The organism is Pseudomonas sp. Pseusp15 (assembly GCF_059492165.1).
In genome coordinates this window covers 2,877,058-2,892,886 of the sequence record NZ_CP168523.1, presented here as the reverse complement: position 1 = coordinate 2,892,886, position 15,829 = coordinate 2,877,058, and the positions used below count along the sequence as shown (strand labels likewise).

General features: G+C 61.1%; 11 protein-coding genes. 1 reads left to right on the top strand and 10 read right to left on the bottom strand.

Features of this window, described 5'->3' with window-relative positions:
• Positions 1-28: 28 nt before the first annotated feature.
• Both ACEN8R_RS12880 and ACEN8R_RS12875 read right to left on the bottom strand, forming a co-directional pair.
• Entirely contained in the window at positions 29-304 is a 276-nt protein-coding gene (locus tag ACEN8R_RS12880) for a peptidylprolyl isomerase (RefSeq protein WP_007933743.1), read from the bottom strand.
• Positions 305-370: 66 nt separating this feature from the next.
• Positions 371-2,908, bottom strand: coding sequence for a PAS domain-containing hybrid sensor histidine kinase/response regulator (locus ACEN8R_RS12875; RefSeq protein ID WP_018927662.1), 2,538 nt, complete (start codon positions 2,906-2,908; stop codon positions 371-373).
• Positions 2,909-3,027: 119 nt separating this feature from the next.
• Between ACEN8R_RS12875 and ACEN8R_RS12870 the strand changes: the two genes are divergently transcribed.
• Complete coding sequence (locus tag ACEN8R_RS12870) at positions 3,028-4,137, top strand: PilT/PilU family type 4a pilus ATPase (protein WP_018927663.1); 1,110 nt, start codon at positions 3,028-3,030, stop codon at positions 4,135-4,137.
• A gap of 60 nt (positions 4,138-4,197) precedes the next feature.
• On the opposite strand, the gene ACEN8R_RS12865 is transcribed toward ACEN8R_RS12870, so the two are convergent.
• From ACEN8R_RS12865 to ACEN8R_RS12830, 8 genes are all read right to left on the bottom strand, one after another.
• A complete protein-coding gene (locus tag ACEN8R_RS12865) occupies positions 4,198-6,153 on the bottom strand; it encodes an acetoacetate--CoA ligase (protein WP_018927664.1) in 1,956 nt (651 codons plus the stop codon).
• 194 nt (positions 6,154-6,347) lie between these two features.
• A complete protein-coding gene (hbdH, locus tag ACEN8R_RS12860) occupies positions 6,348-7,121 on the bottom strand; it encodes a 3-hydroxybutyrate dehydrogenase (protein WP_018927665.1) in 774 nt (257 codons plus the stop codon).
• A 7-nt stretch (positions 7,122-7,128) separates the two neighbouring features.
• Positions 7,129-8,520 carry a GntP family permease gene (locus tag ACEN8R_RS12855; protein WP_018927666.1) on the bottom strand — a complete coding sequence of 464 codons (1,392 nt, stop codon included), beginning with the start codon at positions 8,518-8,520 and terminating at the stop codon, positions 7,129-7,131.
• A gap of 287 nt (positions 8,521-8,807) precedes the next feature.
• The gene (locus tag ACEN8R_RS12850; protein WP_019020911.1) at positions 8,808-10,223 is read right to left on the bottom strand and encodes a sigma-54 interaction domain-containing protein; all 1,416 of its coding nucleotides are present in this window, start codon (positions 10,221-10,223) and stop codon (positions 8,808-8,810) included.
• A gap of 44 nt (positions 10,224-10,267) precedes the next feature.
• Positions 10,268-11,848, bottom strand: coding sequence for an ABC transporter ATP-binding protein (locus ACEN8R_RS12845; RefSeq protein WP_018927668.1), 1,581 nt, complete (start codon positions 11,846-11,848; stop codon positions 10,268-10,270).
• A 14-nt stretch (positions 11,849-11,862) separates the two neighbouring features.
• Entirely contained in the window at positions 11,863-12,885 is a 1,023-nt protein-coding gene (locus tag ACEN8R_RS12840) for an ABC transporter permease (protein ID WP_018927669.1), read from the bottom strand.
• On the bottom strand, positions 12,885-13,946 hold the full coding sequence (locus ACEN8R_RS12835; RefSeq protein WP_018927670.1) for a microcin C ABC transporter permease YejB: 1,062 nt from the start codon (positions 13,944-13,946) through the stop codon (positions 12,885-12,887). Before ACEN8R_RS12835 ends, ACEN8R_RS12840 begins: the two co-directional genes overlap by 1 nt.
• Positions 13,946-15,814, bottom strand: coding sequence for an extracellular solute-binding protein (locus tag ACEN8R_RS12830; protein ID WP_018927671.1), 1,869 nt, complete (start codon positions 15,812-15,814; stop codon positions 13,946-13,948). Before ACEN8R_RS12830 ends, ACEN8R_RS12835 begins: the two co-directional genes overlap by 1 nt.
• Positions 15,815-15,829: the final 15 nt, after the last annotated feature.

The following is a 15,829-nucleotide window of genomic DNA, read 5'->3' as shown; positions in this document are numbered from 1 at the left end:
GCCTCACCCTGTACATCGAGCCAATCGATCAGTCCCGGTAAAACACCTGCACCAGGTGATACCCGAACTTGCTCTTGATCGGCCCATGCACCACCCGCAGCGGTTTTTTGAAGATCACCGCATCGATTGCCCCGACCATCTGCCCGGGCCGTACTTCGCCAAGATCCCCGCCGCGTTTGCCGGACGGGCAGGTGGAGTATTTCTTGGCCAGCACATCGAAGGCTTCGCCCTTGGCGATGCGTTGTTTGAGCTGCTCGGCTTCTTCCGAGGTTTTCACCAGAATATGGCGGGCTTGGGCTTTCATGGGCAGTACCTTGCAACGGTGGTGGCTATGTTGGTGCCAGCGTGGGGCGCGCGATTATGCCTTAACTCAGCCGGCTTGGCCGATCATCGTGCGAATCTTGTTGGCCAACAGGTCCATGGAAAAGGGTTTGGCTACCATGTCCATGCCTTCCTCCAGGAAGCCCTGGCGTTCGGCGGCTTTCTCGGCATAACCGGTAATGAATAGCACTTTGAGCTCAGGGCGGTGCTGACGAGCGATTTCCGCCAGTTGCCGACCGTTCATGCCCGGCAGCCCGACGTCGGTTACCAGCAGATCGACCCGCAGGTCGGACTCCAGCAAGGGCAGGGCGCTCTGCGCATCTTCGGCTTCATGGGCGTGATAACCCAACTCTTTGAGCAGGTCGAGCACCAGCATGCGCACCGCCGGATCGTCTTCCACCAACACCACGGTTTCACCGGCAACCGCTGGCGGTGCTTCGCCGGTGACCGGCAGCTGCGCGTGTTCCGGCAGGGCGACGTGCAACCGTGGCAAATACAGGCGAACGCTGGTGCCCTGGCCCGGCCGGCTGTGCAGGCTGACGTGCCCGCCCGACTGCTGGGCGAAACCATAGATCATCGACAACCCAAGGCCGGTGCCCTGGCCGATGGGTTTGGTGGTGAAGAACGGATCGAAGGCCTTGGCCAGTACTGATGGGGTCATGCCGGCACCGTTGTCGCTGACGGCAATCATCAGGTAATCCCCGGCCCTGACTGGCTCCAGCGGAGTGACGTCGCTGCCGTCAAGGTGAACATTGGCGGTTTCGATCAACAACTCACCGCCATCGGGCATCGCATCCCGGGCGTTGATCACGAGGTTGAGCAAGGCGTTTTCCAGTTGGCTGACATCGGTACTGACCGGCCAGACCTCATCGGCCAGCTTCAGTTTGAGCTCGATGTGATCGCCCTTGGTCCGGCTGAGCAAGTCTTCCAGGGAATGCACCAGCTGGTTGGCGTCCAGTGGCCTGCGATCCAGTGACTGACGCCTTGAGAATGCCAGCAACCGATGGGTCAGGGCGGCGGCGCGATGGGCCGAGGACACCGCCGCTTCGGTGAAGCGACCGATCTCGGCCGCGCGCCCATCGGCGATGTAGCGCTGCATCAAATCGAGGCTGCCGATGATCCCGGTGAGCATGTTGTTGAAGTCATGGGCGATGCCGCCGGTGAGCTGGCCGACCGCTTCCATTTTCTGCGCATGGCGCAAGGCGTCTTCGGCGCGCTCGCGTTCGAACATCTCGTTCTGCAGTCGCTGGTTGGCTTCGGCCAGTTGTTGGGTGCGAGCGCTCACGCGTTCTTCCAGGGTTTCGTTGAGGTTGCGCAGCGCCTCTTCAGTCTGTTTGCGCTCGGTCTCGTCGATCACGAAGATGTAGAAACCATTCACCGCGCCGTCTGCGCCGTGGCGTGGCAGGTAGTTCATCAGGGCCTGGCGGGTGCTGCCATCGCGGTGATCGGCGCTGATGCTGAAACAACAGGTCTTGCCTTTCAGCGCCTCGGCGATGTATTCGGCGCGCAGGGCATAGGCTTCATCGCCGAGCACTTCACGAATGGTGCGGCCGTAAAGCTCCTGGGGCGTCAGGCCATACCATTCCAGATAGGCGGCATTGTTCAGGCGAAAGCGCTCTTCGCGGTCCACATAACTGATCAGGATCGGCATCGCGTTGATGATCAGTTGCAGCTCGGTCTGGCTTTGGCGCAAGGCCTGTTCGATGTGTTTGCGTTCGGTCAGGTCCAGCGCGGCGCCGAGAAAGCGGATCGGCCGGCCATGGTGGTCCTTGTAGCAACGACCCCGGGCAAACACCCAGCGCAACTGGCCGTCGGCTTGCAGCAAGCGATATTCCTCGGCGTACTCGCTGCCATGGGTGATGCAGTGCTTGATGCTGCGGGCGATCATGGCGCGGTCTTCCGGGTGCACGCCGTGGAGGTATTCGCTGATCGGCAACTGGTTGGCCATGGCCGGATCGACGCCATGCAATTGCGCGAAGTGCGCATCGGCGATGAAACGGTCTTCGCCAATGTCCCAGTCCCAGGTGCCGACGGCATCGGTGGCGGCCAGTGCCAGTTGCAGGCGCTGCTCGGTGTCTTGCTGGGCCTTGAGGCTGGCGGCAGAGCGTTGTTCCAGTTCGAGGGCGATGCGGCGACGTTCGTTGGTTTCGATGGCCGTGACCAGAATCCCGGCAACCTCGGCGCTTTCGTTGCGAATGGGGCTGTAGGTCAAATCCAGCCAGAAGTCGGAATCCCGACCGTCGCGTTGCAAGGTGAAGCGCTGTTCGCTGTAGGTCCGCACCTGACCCTGTAGGACGGCGCTGTAAATCGGGTCGGTAAAGTCTTTGAGTTCCGGCCAGATCTGGTGCGCCGGTTGTCCGAAGGCGTGAGGGTGTTTGCTACCGGCGAGGAAGGCGAAGCCGTCGTTGTAGATCTGGGTGAGCTGCGGGCCCCACAGCAATAGCATCGGCATTGGCGAGTGGATCACGATGTCCACCGCGGTGCGCAGGCTCTGCGGCCAGTTTTCGGCGGCGCCCAGCGGGTTGTTTGTCCAGTCCAGTCGGGCAATCAAGGCCTGGGCATCGCTGGCGGTCGGTGGTGCGTTCATCTACATGTCCTGCGCATGAGTCAGTGTGGCGGCGTCTACTATCCTTGCAAGGCGGTAGACGCTAGATGACCCGCATGGGGTCATTTTTTTCATTGAATGCTTCGCGGGTGCTTTTTGCCATGGAAATCGATGCACTGTTGCAGATTCTGGCCAGCCGCCATGGCTCCGATCTTTACCTGTCCACGGGCGCGCCACCCAGCGCGAAATTTGACGGTGTGCTCAAAGCCCTGACCGATCAACCGTTCAAGCCGGGAGAAGTGGCGGCCATTGCCGCGTCCATCATGGACGCCGAACAGCGCCAGGAGTTCGATCGGGACCTGGAAATGAACCTGGCACTTTCCCTGCCCGGGGTCGGGCGTTTCCGGCTCAATATCTTCAAGCAGCGCAATGATGTGTCCATCGTGGCGCGCAACATCAAGCTCGACATTCCACGCTTCGAAGACCTCAACTTGCCACCGGTGCTGCTCGAAACCGTGATGCTCAAACAAGGGCTGATGCTGTTCGTCGGTTCGACCGGCTCGGGCAAGTCGACCTCGCTGGCAGCGCTGATCGATTACCGCAACCGCCACAGCAGCGGTCATATCATCACTATCGAAGACCCGGTCGAGTTTATCCATCGGCACAAGAAGTCGATCGTCAATCAGCGCGAGGTCGGCGTCGATACCCGCAGTTTCCACGCTGCGCTGAAAAACACGTTGCGCCAGGCACCAGACGTTGTGTTGATCGGCGAAATCCGTGACCGCGAGACTATGGAACATGCGCTGGCGTTTGCCGATACCGGTCATCTGGTAATTTCCACGTTGCATGCGCACAACGCCAATCAGGCGCTGGATCGGGTGATCAATTTCTTTCCCGAAGAGCGCCGGGGGCAGTTGCTCAACGACCTGGGCAACAACCTCAAAGCGTTTGTGTCCCAGCGTCTGGTGCGTACCCGCGACGGGCAGCGCCGGGCGGCGGTGGAGGTGATGCTGGGCACACCAACCATCGGCGACCTGATCCGGCGCAATGAGTTTGGCGAACTCAAGGGGATCATGGAGAAGTCTTCAGAGGTGGGGATGCAGACGTTTGACGGGGCGCTGTTCGCGCTGTTTGCCGAGGGCGCAATCGATGAGGCAGAGGCGTTGAAACATGCTGATTCGGTGAACAATCTGCGCTTGCGCCTGAAAATGCACGCCGAGGCCACACCCGGCCCCCATACGCCGCCGGGTGAATGGGGGTTGATGGACTGAAGGGGCCGACGCTGTTCAAAAATGCGGGAGCGGGTTTGCTCCCACAGTAGATCTACGGCGTCAGTCGTTCAGTTCGGGGCGGTTTCGAAATTGCTCCAGGGCTTCGGGGTTGGCCAGTGCATCGGTGTTCTTCACCTTCTGGCCATGCACCACGTTGCGCACCGCCAGTTCGACCACCTTGCCGCTGATGGTCCGCGGAATGTCCGTCACCGCGACAATCTTCGCCGGCACATGCCGTGGCGTGGTGTTGGCGCGGATGACCTGGCGGATCTGTTGTTGCAGCGCTTCGTCCAGTTCGATGCCTTCGCGCAAGCGCACGAACAGCACCACTCGCACGTCATCCTGCCATTGCTGACCGATGGCGACGCTGTCCAGCACCTGCGGGACTTTCTCCACCTGACGGTAGATTTCCGCCGTGCCGATGCGTACGCCGCCGGGGTTGAGCACCGCGTCGGAGCGGCCGTGGATCAGCATGCCGCCATGGGGCAGTTGTTCGGCGTAATCGCCCTGGGCCCAGACGCCGGGGAACAGGCTGAAATACGAAGCGCGCAGCTTTTCCTGTTGCGGGTCGTTCCACAAGCCGATGGGCATGGCCGGGAAATGCCGGGTGCACACCAGTTCGCCTTTTTCACCGATCACAGGCTTGCCATCGTCGTTCCACACTTCGACCGCCATGCCCAGGCTCTTGCATTGCATCTCACCACGGCGCACCGGCAGGACCGGGTTGCCAATCACAAAGCACGAAACGATATCGGTACCACCGGACATCGAAGACAGGCACAGGTCGGACTTGAACGCGCGGTAGACGTAATCGAAGCTTTGCGGCGACAGCGCCGAGCCGGTGGACAGGATGGTTCTCAGGCTGCTCAGGTCATGACTGTCGCACGGCTTCAAGCCATTGCTTTCCAGCGCAGTGAGGAATTTCGGGCTGGTGCCGAAGACATTGAGGCGTTCGTCGTCGATCAGGTCGATCAAGCGCTCCGGCCCTGGATGAAACGGCGAGCCGTCATACAGCACCACGGCGCTGCCGACGGCCAACGCCGAGACCAGCCAATTCCACATCATCCAGCCGCAGGTGGTGTAGTAGAACAAACGGTCACCGGCACCGAGGTCGGTGTGCAGGCCATGTTCCTTGACGTGTTGCAGCAGCACGCCGCCGGTGCCGTGCACAATGCACTTCGGTACGCCGGTGGTGCCGCTGGAGTAGAGGATGTACAGCGGATGGGCGAAAGGCACGGGAACGAATTGCGGCTCGCCGCCCGGGTCGTAAAAATCGTCCCACAGCGTCACGTTGGCCTGGCAGCGAAAATCCTCGATGCGCGCTTGAGGACGCGCATAAGGCACAACAATCAATTGCTGCAAGGACGGCAACTGTCCGAGGACTTCATTGACCTTGGTGGTCTGGTCGATCTCTTTGCCGGCGTAGCGGTAACCGGCGCAGGTGATCAGCACTTTCGGTTCGATCTGGCCGAAGCGATCGATCACCCCGTGGGTGCCGAAGTCCGGTGAAGAACAGGACCAGATTGCGCCCAGGCTGGTGGTGGCGAGCATGGCCACCAGGGTCTGCCAGGTGTTCGGCATACACGCTGCCACGCGGTCGCCGAGGCCGACACCGGCGGCTTTCAGGCTATTTTGAAAACCGGCGACGTGACTTGCCAGTTCGGCCCAGGTCAGCTGTTCCCGTTGGCCGTTTTCACCAATGGCGACCACGGCCACGGCATCGTCACGACGGCGCAGCAGGTGTTCGGCGAAGTTCAAGGTAGCGCCGGGGAACCACTGCGCGCTGGGCATTTGCGCGCCTTCGATCAGCACCGCGTCTGGCTGATCGTGAAAACGGATGTCAAAGAAATCGACGATGGCCTGCCAGAAGGCTTCACGCTGGTCGATGCTCCATTGGTGCAGGGCAGGGTAGTCGGCGATCCCAAGGGTGTGTCGCTGATTGACGAAACGCCGGAAGGCCTCCATGCGGCTCTTGCCGATGCGCTCGGTGCCGGGTTGCCAGAGGATGTCGGACATGGCTTGGCCTCTTTTTCTTATGTCTACACACAGTCTACTGTGGCGAGGGGGCTTGCCCCCGTTGGGTCGCAAAGCGGCCCCCGGATAGACGCCGCACTTTCGATGCACGGTCAGTCGCTGGCGACTGCTTCGCAGCCGAACGGGGGCAAGCCCCCTCGCCACAGAACTCCCTCGCCACAGGGGCGGGCGGCAGGCTACTGCGCCAACCACCCACCATCTATATTCCACGCTGCGCCACGCACCTGGCTACCCGCTTCGCTGCATAAAAACAGCACCAACTCACCCAGCTGCGGCGGCGTCACGAATTCCAGGGAGGGCTGCTTCTCGGCCAGCAAGTCGTGTTGCGCCTGCTGCGGGTCGATCCCGGTCGCGGCGCGATCATCAATCTGCTTCTGCACCAGCGGCGTCAGCACCCAGCCTGGGCAAATGGCGTTGCAGGTAACGTTGGTGGTGGCGGTTTCCAGGCCGACCACTTTGGTCAGGCCGATCACGCCATGCTTGGCCGCGACATACGCCGCTTTACCCACCGAACCGACCTGGCCGTGCACCGAAGCGATGTTGATGATGCGTCCCCAGCCCTTGGTACGCATGCCCGGCAGGCTCAAGCGGGTGCTGTGGAACACCGACGACAGGTTGATCGCAATAATCGAGTCCCAGCGCTCCACCGGAAAATCTTCCACCGCCGCCACGTGCTGGATGCCGGCGTTGTTGACCAGGATATCCACGCCGCCGAACTCACGCTCGGCGTACTCGATCATATCGGCGATCTGCGCCGGGTCGCTGACGTCGGCCGGGTGATGGCCGACCTTGCCACCGAATTGCTCGACCTCAGCGATCACCGTCGACGCATCGCCGAAACCGTTGAGGATCAGGTTGGCGCCAGCCTTGGCCAGGCTCAGGGCGATCCCCAGACCGATGCCGCTGGTGGAACCGGTGACCAGTGCGGTCTTGCCCGAAAGAGTCGTCATGAATACCTCACACAATGCCAGTGGCGTAGAAAGTACCGATCACCACAAAAACAGCGAGTGTCTTGATCAGCGTAATACAGAAAATGTCTTTGTAGGCCTCGCGGTGGGTCAACCCGGTGACCGCCAGCAAGGTAATCACCGCGCCGTTGTGCGGCAGGGTGTCCATGCCGCCACTGGCCATCGCGGCGACCCGGTGCAGCACTTCCAGCGGAATATTGGCGGCGTGGGCAGCGCTGATGAAACTCTCGGACATCGCCGCCAAAGCGATGCTCATCCCGCCTGACGCCGAGCCGGTGATGCCGGCCAGCAAGGTCACGGTGATCGCTTCATTGACCAACGGGTTGGGAATGCTCTTGAGCCAGTCGGCCAGCACCAGAAAACCTGGCAACGAGGCGATCACCGCCCCGAAACCGTATTCCGATGCAGTATTCATCGCTGCCAGCAATGCGCCGCTGACCGCACTTTTACTGCCTTCGGCCAACTTGCCACGAATCGCCTGAAAGCCGAACACCAGCACCATGACGATGCCGACCAGCAAGGCCGCCTGGACCGCCCAGATCGCCGTCAGCTTGGCGATGTCGGTGGTCACCGGAACGGCCATGCCCGGCAGCGAGAGGCTGTGGGTCTTGCCGTACCACACAGGAATCCAACGGGTGAACAGCAGGTTCATCAGGCCCACCATCAACAGCGGCGACAGCGCGATCCACGGGTTGGGCAGTTTGATGTCCGGTGCGGTTTCCGGTTCGTTGCGCAGTTCTGAACCGTAACCTTCACCCGTGCGCTGGGCCTTGTTGCGCTGGCGCTGCAGAAACAGCATGCCGGCACAGAACACGAAAATCGTGCCGATCACTCCCAGCCACGGCGCCGCCCAGGCGGTGGTGTTGAAGAAGGTGCTGGGGATGATGTTCTGGATCTGCGGCGTGCCAGGCAGGGCGTCCATGGTGAACGAGAACGCGCCGAGGGCGATGGTCGCCGGGATCAGGCGTTTGGGAATATTGCTCTGGCGGAACATCTCGGCGGCAAACGGGTACACCGCAAACACCACCACAAACAGCGACACACCGCCGTACGTGAGCAGGGCGCAGACCAGCACGATCACCAGCATCGCCTGACGGGTGCCGAGCAAGCGAATCGCCGCCGCAACGATGGAGCGGGAGAAGCCCGACAGCTCGATCAGCTTGCCGAACACCGCACCGAGCAGGAACACCGGGAAATACAGTTTGACGAAGCCGACCATCTTTTCCATGAACACCCCGGTGAAGACGGGGGCTACGGCGGAAGGGTCGGTGAACAGGACGGCGCCGAGGGCGGCGATCGGGGCAAAGAGGATAACGCTGTAGCCACGGTAAGCAGCCACCATCAGCAGCGCGAGGGCTGCCAAGGCAATGATCACACTCATGGTGTGTCTCTCCAGGATTGTTATTTTTGTAGGGTGAAGCTTGGTGGAAGGGCTATAGCGGGTTTCGTGCCAGCTATCTAAGCTATTGAAATATAAGGAGATTATTTGTTTGTGAAGTGATTTTGGTGATTTTTGTCTCTGTATTGAGATTTCTGGCGATTGTGCTGACGCGTTCGCGGGCAAGCCTCGCTCCTACGGGAGTGTGGTTATCTACGAAATTGCACGACCCGTAGGAGCGAGGCTTGCCCGCGAAGAGGCCCTATCTACCAATAGAGATGCATGTCTCTTTATAGAGACTCAGCAATCCCCAGCGCCGCCATCTTCTTGTACAGCGTCGACCGCCCCAGCCCCAACCGCGCCGCCGCTTCGATTACCTTCCCACCGCATTGCGCGAGGGTCGATTCAATCAACTGCCGATCAAACCGTTCGCGAGCCTCACTGAAGGTTTCATGGGTAATCGGCTCAATGGGCAGAGGCGCCGCACGCTCCACCGGGGTAAAGCTGCCAATCGCCGCGCGGATATCCGCCGCGTTCAGCATCAAGTCATCACTGAGCAACGCCGCCCGCTCCAGCACGTTGCGCAGTTCACGAATGTTCCCCGGCCAGGCGTGTTGCCCCAACAATTCCAAGGCTTCGCGGTTCAATTCGTGCTGGCTGCGCAGTTCCTCAAGGATCGCTTCACTGAGGGCAGGAAGGTCGTCGAGGCGATCACGCAGGGGCGGGACCTGGATCGGCAGCACGTTGAGGCGGTAATACAGATCGGCGCGAAACTCGCCGCGTTTGATCGCCGCCACCAGATCGGTGGAGGTGGCGGCGATCACTCGCACATCACTCTGAATCACCTCGTTGGAGCCCACCGGTTCGAATTCCTTCTCCTGCAACACCCGCAGCAACTTGCTTTGCAACGGCAGCGGCATGTCGCCGATTTCGTCGAGAAACAGCGTGCCGCCCTGGGCGATTTGCAACTTGCCGGCGCGGCCCTTGCGATCGGCGCCGGTGAACGCGCCGGGCGCGGTGCCGAAGAACTCGGCTTCCAGCAGCGACTCGGGAATCGCTGCGCTGTTGATGCTGACGAAGGCTTTATGCGCCCGGGGTGATGCGCCGTGGATCGCCTGGGCCAGCAGTTCCTTGCCGGTGCCGGTTTCACCGAGCAACAACACCGGCGACTCTGCACTGGCGCTGCGTCGGGCGCGGCGTTTGACTTCGAGGCTGGCGGCGCTGGTGCCGATGAAGTGCGCGAAGTTGTACTTGGTCTGTCGCGCCCGCAGCAGCGAGCGGGTGGACGCCAGCTCTTCCTGCATGCTCAGGTAGCGCTTGAGCATTGGCGACAGGCTGCGCAATTCGTCGAACAGGGCAAAACCGATGGCGCCGATCACCGCGCCGGCATCGTCGTGAATCGGCAGGCGCATCACCACCAGCGGTTCCTTGGGGGTGTCTTGCATGTCCAGCAGGATCGGCCGTCCGGTGCGCACCACCTCACGCAACAGGCTGCCGGGGATCACGCTTTCACAGGCCCTGCCGATGGCACCTGCGGCCGACTCCAGGCCGAATCGCCGGGCATAGCGCTCGTTCATCCAGACAATGTTCGCATCGCGGTCGACAATCACCGTGCCTTCGCTCGATTGCTCGATGATCTCGAACAGCGAGCGGATCGCCAGGGTGCGAACGCGCTGGTAGTCCTTGAGGCTTTCGGTGGTGTTCATCGGGGTGTCCATTTTTGGAAATCAAGATCAAAAGATCGCAGGGATTATGCCAACCCCGGATGCGCCGCCGCCAACAGCTCTTTGGTGTACGGGTGCTGCGGTGATTCGAACACCGTGTGGCTGGCGCCGCTTTCCACCACTTTGCCGTCCTTGATCACGATCATGTCGTGGGCCAGGGCACGCACCACCGCCAGGTCGTGGCTGATGAACAGGTAGGTCAGGCCATATTTCTCCTGAAGCTGGCGGAGCAGGGCGACCACTTGTTTTTGCACCGTGCGATCGAGCGCCGAGGTCGGTTCGTCGAGCAGGATCAACGCCGGTTTGAGCACCAGCGCGCGGGCAATGGCAATGCGTTGGCGCTGCCCGCCGGAAAATTCGTGCGGGTAGCGATGACGGCTTTGCGGATCGAGGCCGACTTCTTCCAGCACCCGGATTACCTGGGCTTCGCATTGGGCAGGGGTGGACTGGCTATGGACCTCAAGGCCTTCACTGATGATCTGCGCCACGGACATTCGCGGGCTGAGGCTGCCAAAAGGATCCTGGAATACCACCTGCATCTTCTTGCGCCATGGCCGCAGTTGCTTTTGCGTCAGGCCATCCAACGCCTGCCCCTGAAAGCGAATGCTGCCTTCGGAATCAAGCAAGCGCAGGATCGCCTGACCGAGCGTGGACTTGCCTGAACCGGACTCACCGACGATGCCCAGGGTCTTGCCGCGCTGAACGTTCAGGCTGATGCCGTCCACTGCACGCAGGTACGTCTTACGCTGGAACAGCCCGCCACCGAGGGTGAACTGCACTTGCAGATTCTCCACTTCCAGCACGTTTTCACGCTCGTCCCGGGGCAGGGCTTCACCTTCCGGCTCGGCGTTCAGCAGCACACAGCTGTAAGGGTGTTTCGGCTCGGTGAACAGCGTTTCGCAAGGTGCCTGCTCGACGATTTCCCCGGCGTGCATCACGCACACCCGCTGGGCCATGCTGCGCACCAGATTGAGGTCGTGGCTGATCAGCAGCAGCGACATGCCAAGCTGCTGTTGCAGGGATTTGAGCAGCCGCAGGATCTTGCGCTGCACCGTCACATCCAGCGCGGTGGTCGGCTCGTCGGCGATCAGCAATTCCGGTTCGCAGGCCAGGGCCATGGCGATCATTACCCGTTGTCGCTGGCCGCCGGACAGTTGATGAGGGTAGGCCTTGAGCCGCTCTTCGGGCTTCTGGATGCCCACCAGTTGCAGTAATTCCAGAATCCGCGCTTGCGCCGCTTTGCCACCCAGCCCTTTGTGCAGCAGCAGGGTTTCGCCGATCTGTTTCTCGATGCTGTGCAGCGGATTGAGGGAGGTCATCGGCTCCTGGAATATGATCGCGATCCGGTTACCGCGCAGTTCGCGCAAGACGTTAGCGTCGGCGCCGATCAATTCCTGGCCGCGATAGCGAATGCTGCCGGTGGTTTGCGTACCGTTTTCGGGCAGCAGTTGCAGGATCGAGTGGGCGGTCACCGACTTGCCGGATCCGGACTCGCCGACCAGCGCCAGGCATTCGCCGGGGCGAATGTCCAGAGATAAGTTGCGCACCACGGTCTGGCCACTGAAGGCCACGTTGAGGTCACGGATTTCGATCAGGTTGTCAGTCATTTCACCAGTCCGCTTCAAGAACGAGGGTCAAAGGCATCACGCAACGCCTCGCCAATGAACACCAGCAAAGAAAGAATCAGCGCCAGGGTGAAAAACGCCGTCAGCCCCAGCCACGGCGCTTGCAGGTTCTGTTTGCCTTGGCCAATCAATTCGCCCAGGGACGCACTGCCGGCCGGCATGCCGAAACCGAGGAAATCCAGCGCCGTGAGGGTGGAAATCGCCCCGGTCAGGATGAACGGCAGATAACTCAGGGTGGCGTTCATTGCGTTGGGCAGAATGTGTCGCACGATCACCTTGCGGTCGGTCAGGCCCAACGCACGGGCGGCTTTGACGTATTCCAGGTTACGCCCGCGCAGGAACTCGGCGCGCACCACATCCACCAGGGCCAGCCAGGAAAACAGCGCCATGATCCCCAACAGCCACCAGAAGTTCGGCTCGACGAAGCCCGACAGAATGATCAGCAGGTACAGCACCGGCAGCCCCGACCAGACTTCCTGCAAGCGCTGACCAAGCAAGTCGACCCAGCCGCCGTAATAGCCCTGCAATGCACCGGCGGCGATACCGATCAAGGCGCTGATAAACGTCAGCATCAGCGCAAACAGGATCGACACCCGTGCCCCGAAAATCACTCGCGCCAGCACGTCCCGGGCCTGATCGTCGGTGCCCAGCCAGTTGACCTTCGACGGCGGACTCGGCGCCGGTTGATTGAGATCGTAATTGGGCGTGTCGTCGCTGAACGGGATCGGCGCAAACAGCATCCAGCCGTCGCCCTTGTGAATCAGCTTCTGCACGTAATCGCTGCGGAAATCGGCCTGAAACGGCAACTGGCCGCCGAATTCTTGCTCGGTGTGGTGTTTGAACGCCGGGAAGTACAGCGAGCCCTGATAACTGAGCACCAGCGGTTGGTCATTGGCGATCAGTTCGCCGCCCAGAGTCAGCAGGAACAAACCGACAAACAACCACAACGACCACCAGCCCCGGCGGTTTTTCTTGAAGCGTTCAAAACGGCGACGGCCCAGCGGCGAGAGTTTGAACATCAGGCGTTCCTCGCGGCGAAGTCGATACGCGGATCGACCAGGGTGTAGCACAGGTCACCGATGATTTTTATCAGCAGGCCGAACAAGGTGAAGATGAACAGCGAACCGAATACCACCGGATAGTCCCGCGATACCGCCGCTTCGTAACTCATGCGACCCAGGCCATCGAGGGAGAAAATCACTTCGATCAGCAGCGAGCCGGCGAAGAAAACGCTGATAAAGGCCTGGGGAATTCCCGAGACCACCAGCAGCATGGCGTTGCGAAACACATGGCCGTAAAGCACCTGGCGTTCGCTCAAGCCCTTGGCCCGGGCGGTGACCACGTACTGGCGGGTGATTTCATTGAGGAAGGAATTTTTGGTGAGGATGGTCAGGGTCGCAAAGCCGCCGACCACCAGTGCCGTTACCGGCAGCACCAGGTGCCAGAAGTAATCGGCGATCTTGCCCACCGTCGACAGCGAATCGAAGTTGTCCGAGACCAGGCCGCGCACCGGAAACCAGTTCAGCGAGGTGCCACCGGCGAAGACCACGATCAGGAACATCGCGAACAGGAACGCCGGCATCGCGTAACCGATGATGATCGCGGTGCTGCTCCAGATATCGAAATGGCTGCCGTGGTGCACGGCCTTGCGGATGCCCAGCGGAATCGACACCAGATAAGTGATCAACGTCGCCCAGAGCCCGAGGGAAATGGTCACCGGCATTTTATCCAGGATCAGGTCGGTGACCGTGGCACCGCGAAAAAAGCTCTTGCCGAAGTCGAGGTGGGCGTAGCTCTTGAGCATCAGCCACAAGCGTTCCGGCGCCGGCTTGTCGAAGCCGTATTGCTTTTCGATCTCCTTGATCAGCTGCGGATCGAGCCCGCGGCTGGCCCGAGAGCTGCCGTGCATGGTCTCACTGGAACCGCCGCCGACACTCGCGCCACCGATGCCTTGCAAGTGCGCGATGGCCTGTTCCACCGGGCCACCGGGCGCGGCCTGGACGATGGCGAAGTTGACCAGAAGAATGATCACTAAAGTCGGGATGATCAGCAGCAAGCGCCGCAGTACGTAAGCCCACATCAGTGCGACCCTCCGGATTTGCCGCGCTTGATGAGTTCGGCGGTCATCTGTTCGTTGGTCAGGGGGGTGGAGCTGACTTCCCACCAACTCTCGATGGCTTCGTCATTGCTTGCTTGTACAGAGGGAATGCCGAAGCGGTTCCACCACACGGTCGAACTGCCGGGCGGGTAATAGTTGGGAATCCAATAGAAGTTCCATTGCAGGACACGGTCCAGGGCATGGGCGTAGCGCAGCATGTCGGCCTGGGTGTTGGCGCGGACCAGGCCGTTGATCAACGTATCGACCGCCGGGTTCTTCAGCACCATGTAGTTGTTGGAGCCCGGATCGCTGGCCGCCGCCGAGCCAAAGTAGTTGTACAGCTCGTTACCCGGCGAGTTGGTGACCGGGTAGCCGGTGACGATCATGTCGTAGTCCCGGGACATCAGGCGGTTGACGTACTGGGAGGCGTCGATGCGACGAATGTTCAGGTCGATGCCGATTTGTTTCAGGGTGCGCTTGTAAGGCAGCAGCAATCGGTCCATGCCGTTCTGGCTGATCAGGAAGGTGAAGCTCAGCGGTTGGCCTTCGGCGTTGACCAGTTGATCGCCATCGGGTTTCCAGCCGGCCTGTTCGAGCAGGTCCAGGGCTTGCAATTGCTTGTCGCGAATCACGCCGCTGCCATCGGTTTTCGGTGCTTCGAAGACCTGAGTGAAGACTTCGTCGGGGATCTGCCCGCGAAGCGGTTCGAGAATCGCCCGCTCACCCGCGTCGGGCAGTTGTCGGGCGGCGAGGTCGGTGTTGGAAAAGAAGCTCTGCTGGCGGATGTACAGGTCGCGCATCATCTGCCGGTTGCTCCACTCGAAGTCCCAAAGCATGGCCAGCGCCTGGCGCACGCGGCGGTCCTGGAACATCGGGTTTTGCAGGTTGAACACAAAGCCTTGGGACGGTTGTGGTGCCTGCGTTGCCAGGTGGGCTTTTTGCAGACGACCGTCGCGCAAGGCCGGGCTCTCGTAGCCGATGGAGTAGGCGGTGGCGGAGAATTCGCGGTTGTAGTCGTAGGCGCCGCCACGCAGGACCTGACGGGCGACGTCGGTGTCGCCGAAGTACTCGATGCTGAAATGATCGAAGTTGTAGAGGCCGCGACTGACCGGTAAATCCCTGGCCCACCAGTCGGCGTTACGCTCGAAGGTGATGCTGCGCCCGGAGTCGACCTTGCTCACGCGGTACGGCCCGCTGCCCAGCGGCGGCTCGTAACCGCCACCGTTGGCGAAGTCGCGGGTTTTCCACCAGTGTTCGGGAAGCACCGGCAAAGTGGCGATGTCGAGGGGCAGGGTGCGGTTTTCGTTGCTCTTGAAGTCGAACCGAATGGTTTGCGGTGATTCCACTTCGACGCCTTTGACGTCGGCGAATTGCGTGCGATAGCGCAGGCTGCCCTGGGTCATCAGCAGGTCGAAAGTGTAGCGCACGTCTTCGGCGGTGATCGGCTTGCCATCGGCGAAACGGGCCTTCGGGTTCAGGTAGAAACGCAGGGACAGTCCATCGTCGGAACGCTCCATCTGCTGCGCCACCAGGCCGTACACGGTGTAGGGTTCGTCCAGTGAACGCGCGGCCAGGGGCGAGTAGATCAAGCCATCGACTTGTGTGACGCCAATCCCTTTGTCGATGTACGGCAGGATGTGGTCGAAATGACCGATTTCCAGCGCCGAGCGACGCATCGTGCCGCCCTTGGGCGCTTGCGGGTTGGTGTAGTCGAAATGACTGAAACCGGCGGGATACTTCGCCGGTTCACCGTACACGGTCAACGCCTGTTGCGGTGCAGCGCTCACACCGGCGGCGCCCAACAGCAGGGCCACGGCAGTGAACAGTAAAGTGGGGAAAGCCAGTCGCATTGTCAGCCTTAGAGC

Excerpts from the sequence above, each read along its gene's own strand:
- hbdH (WP_018927665.1), bottom strand. The coding sequence starts at position 7,121 with ATGACGACTCTTTCGGGCAAGACCGCACTGGTCACCGGTTCCACCAGC.
- ACEN8R_RS12830 (WP_018927671.1), bottom strand. The coding sequence starts at position 15,814 with ATGCGACTGGCTTTCCCCACTTTACTGTTCACTGCCGTGGCCCTGCTG.
- ACEN8R_RS12845 (WP_018927668.1), bottom strand. The coding sequence starts at position 11,848 with ATGACTGACAACCTGATCGAAATCCGTGACCTCAACGTGGCCTTCAGT.
- ACEN8R_RS12855 (WP_018927666.1), bottom strand. The coding sequence starts at position 8,520 with ATGAGTGTGATCATTGCCTTGGCAGCCCTCGCGCTGCTGATGGTGGCT.
- ACEN8R_RS12850 (WP_019020911.1), bottom strand. The coding sequence starts at position 10,223 with ATGAACACCACCGAAAGCCTCAAGGACTACCAGCGCGTTCGCACCCTG.
- ACEN8R_RS12880 (WP_007933743.1), bottom strand. The coding sequence starts at position 304 with ATGAAAGCCCAAGCCCGCCATATTCTGGTGAAAACCTCGGAAGAAGCC.
- ACEN8R_RS12870 (WP_018927663.1), top strand. The coding sequence starts at position 3,028 with ATGGAAATCGATGCACTGTTGCAGATTCTGGCCAGCCGCCATGGCTCC.
- ACEN8R_RS12835 (WP_018927670.1), bottom strand. The coding sequence starts at position 13,946 with ATGTGGGCTTACGTACTGCGGCGCTTGCTGCTGATCATCCCGACTTTA.
- ACEN8R_RS12875 (WP_018927662.1), bottom strand. The coding sequence starts at position 2,908 with ATGAACGCACCACCGACCGCCAGCGATGCCCAGGCCTTGATTGCCCGA.
- ACEN8R_RS12840 (WP_018927669.1), bottom strand. The coding sequence starts at position 12,885 with ATGTTCAAACTCTCGCCGCTGGGCCGTCGCCGTTTTGAACGCTTCAAG.
- ACEN8R_RS12865 (WP_018927664.1), bottom strand. The coding sequence starts at position 6,153 with ATGTCCGACATCCTCTGGCAACCCGGCACCGAGCGCATCGGCAAGAGC.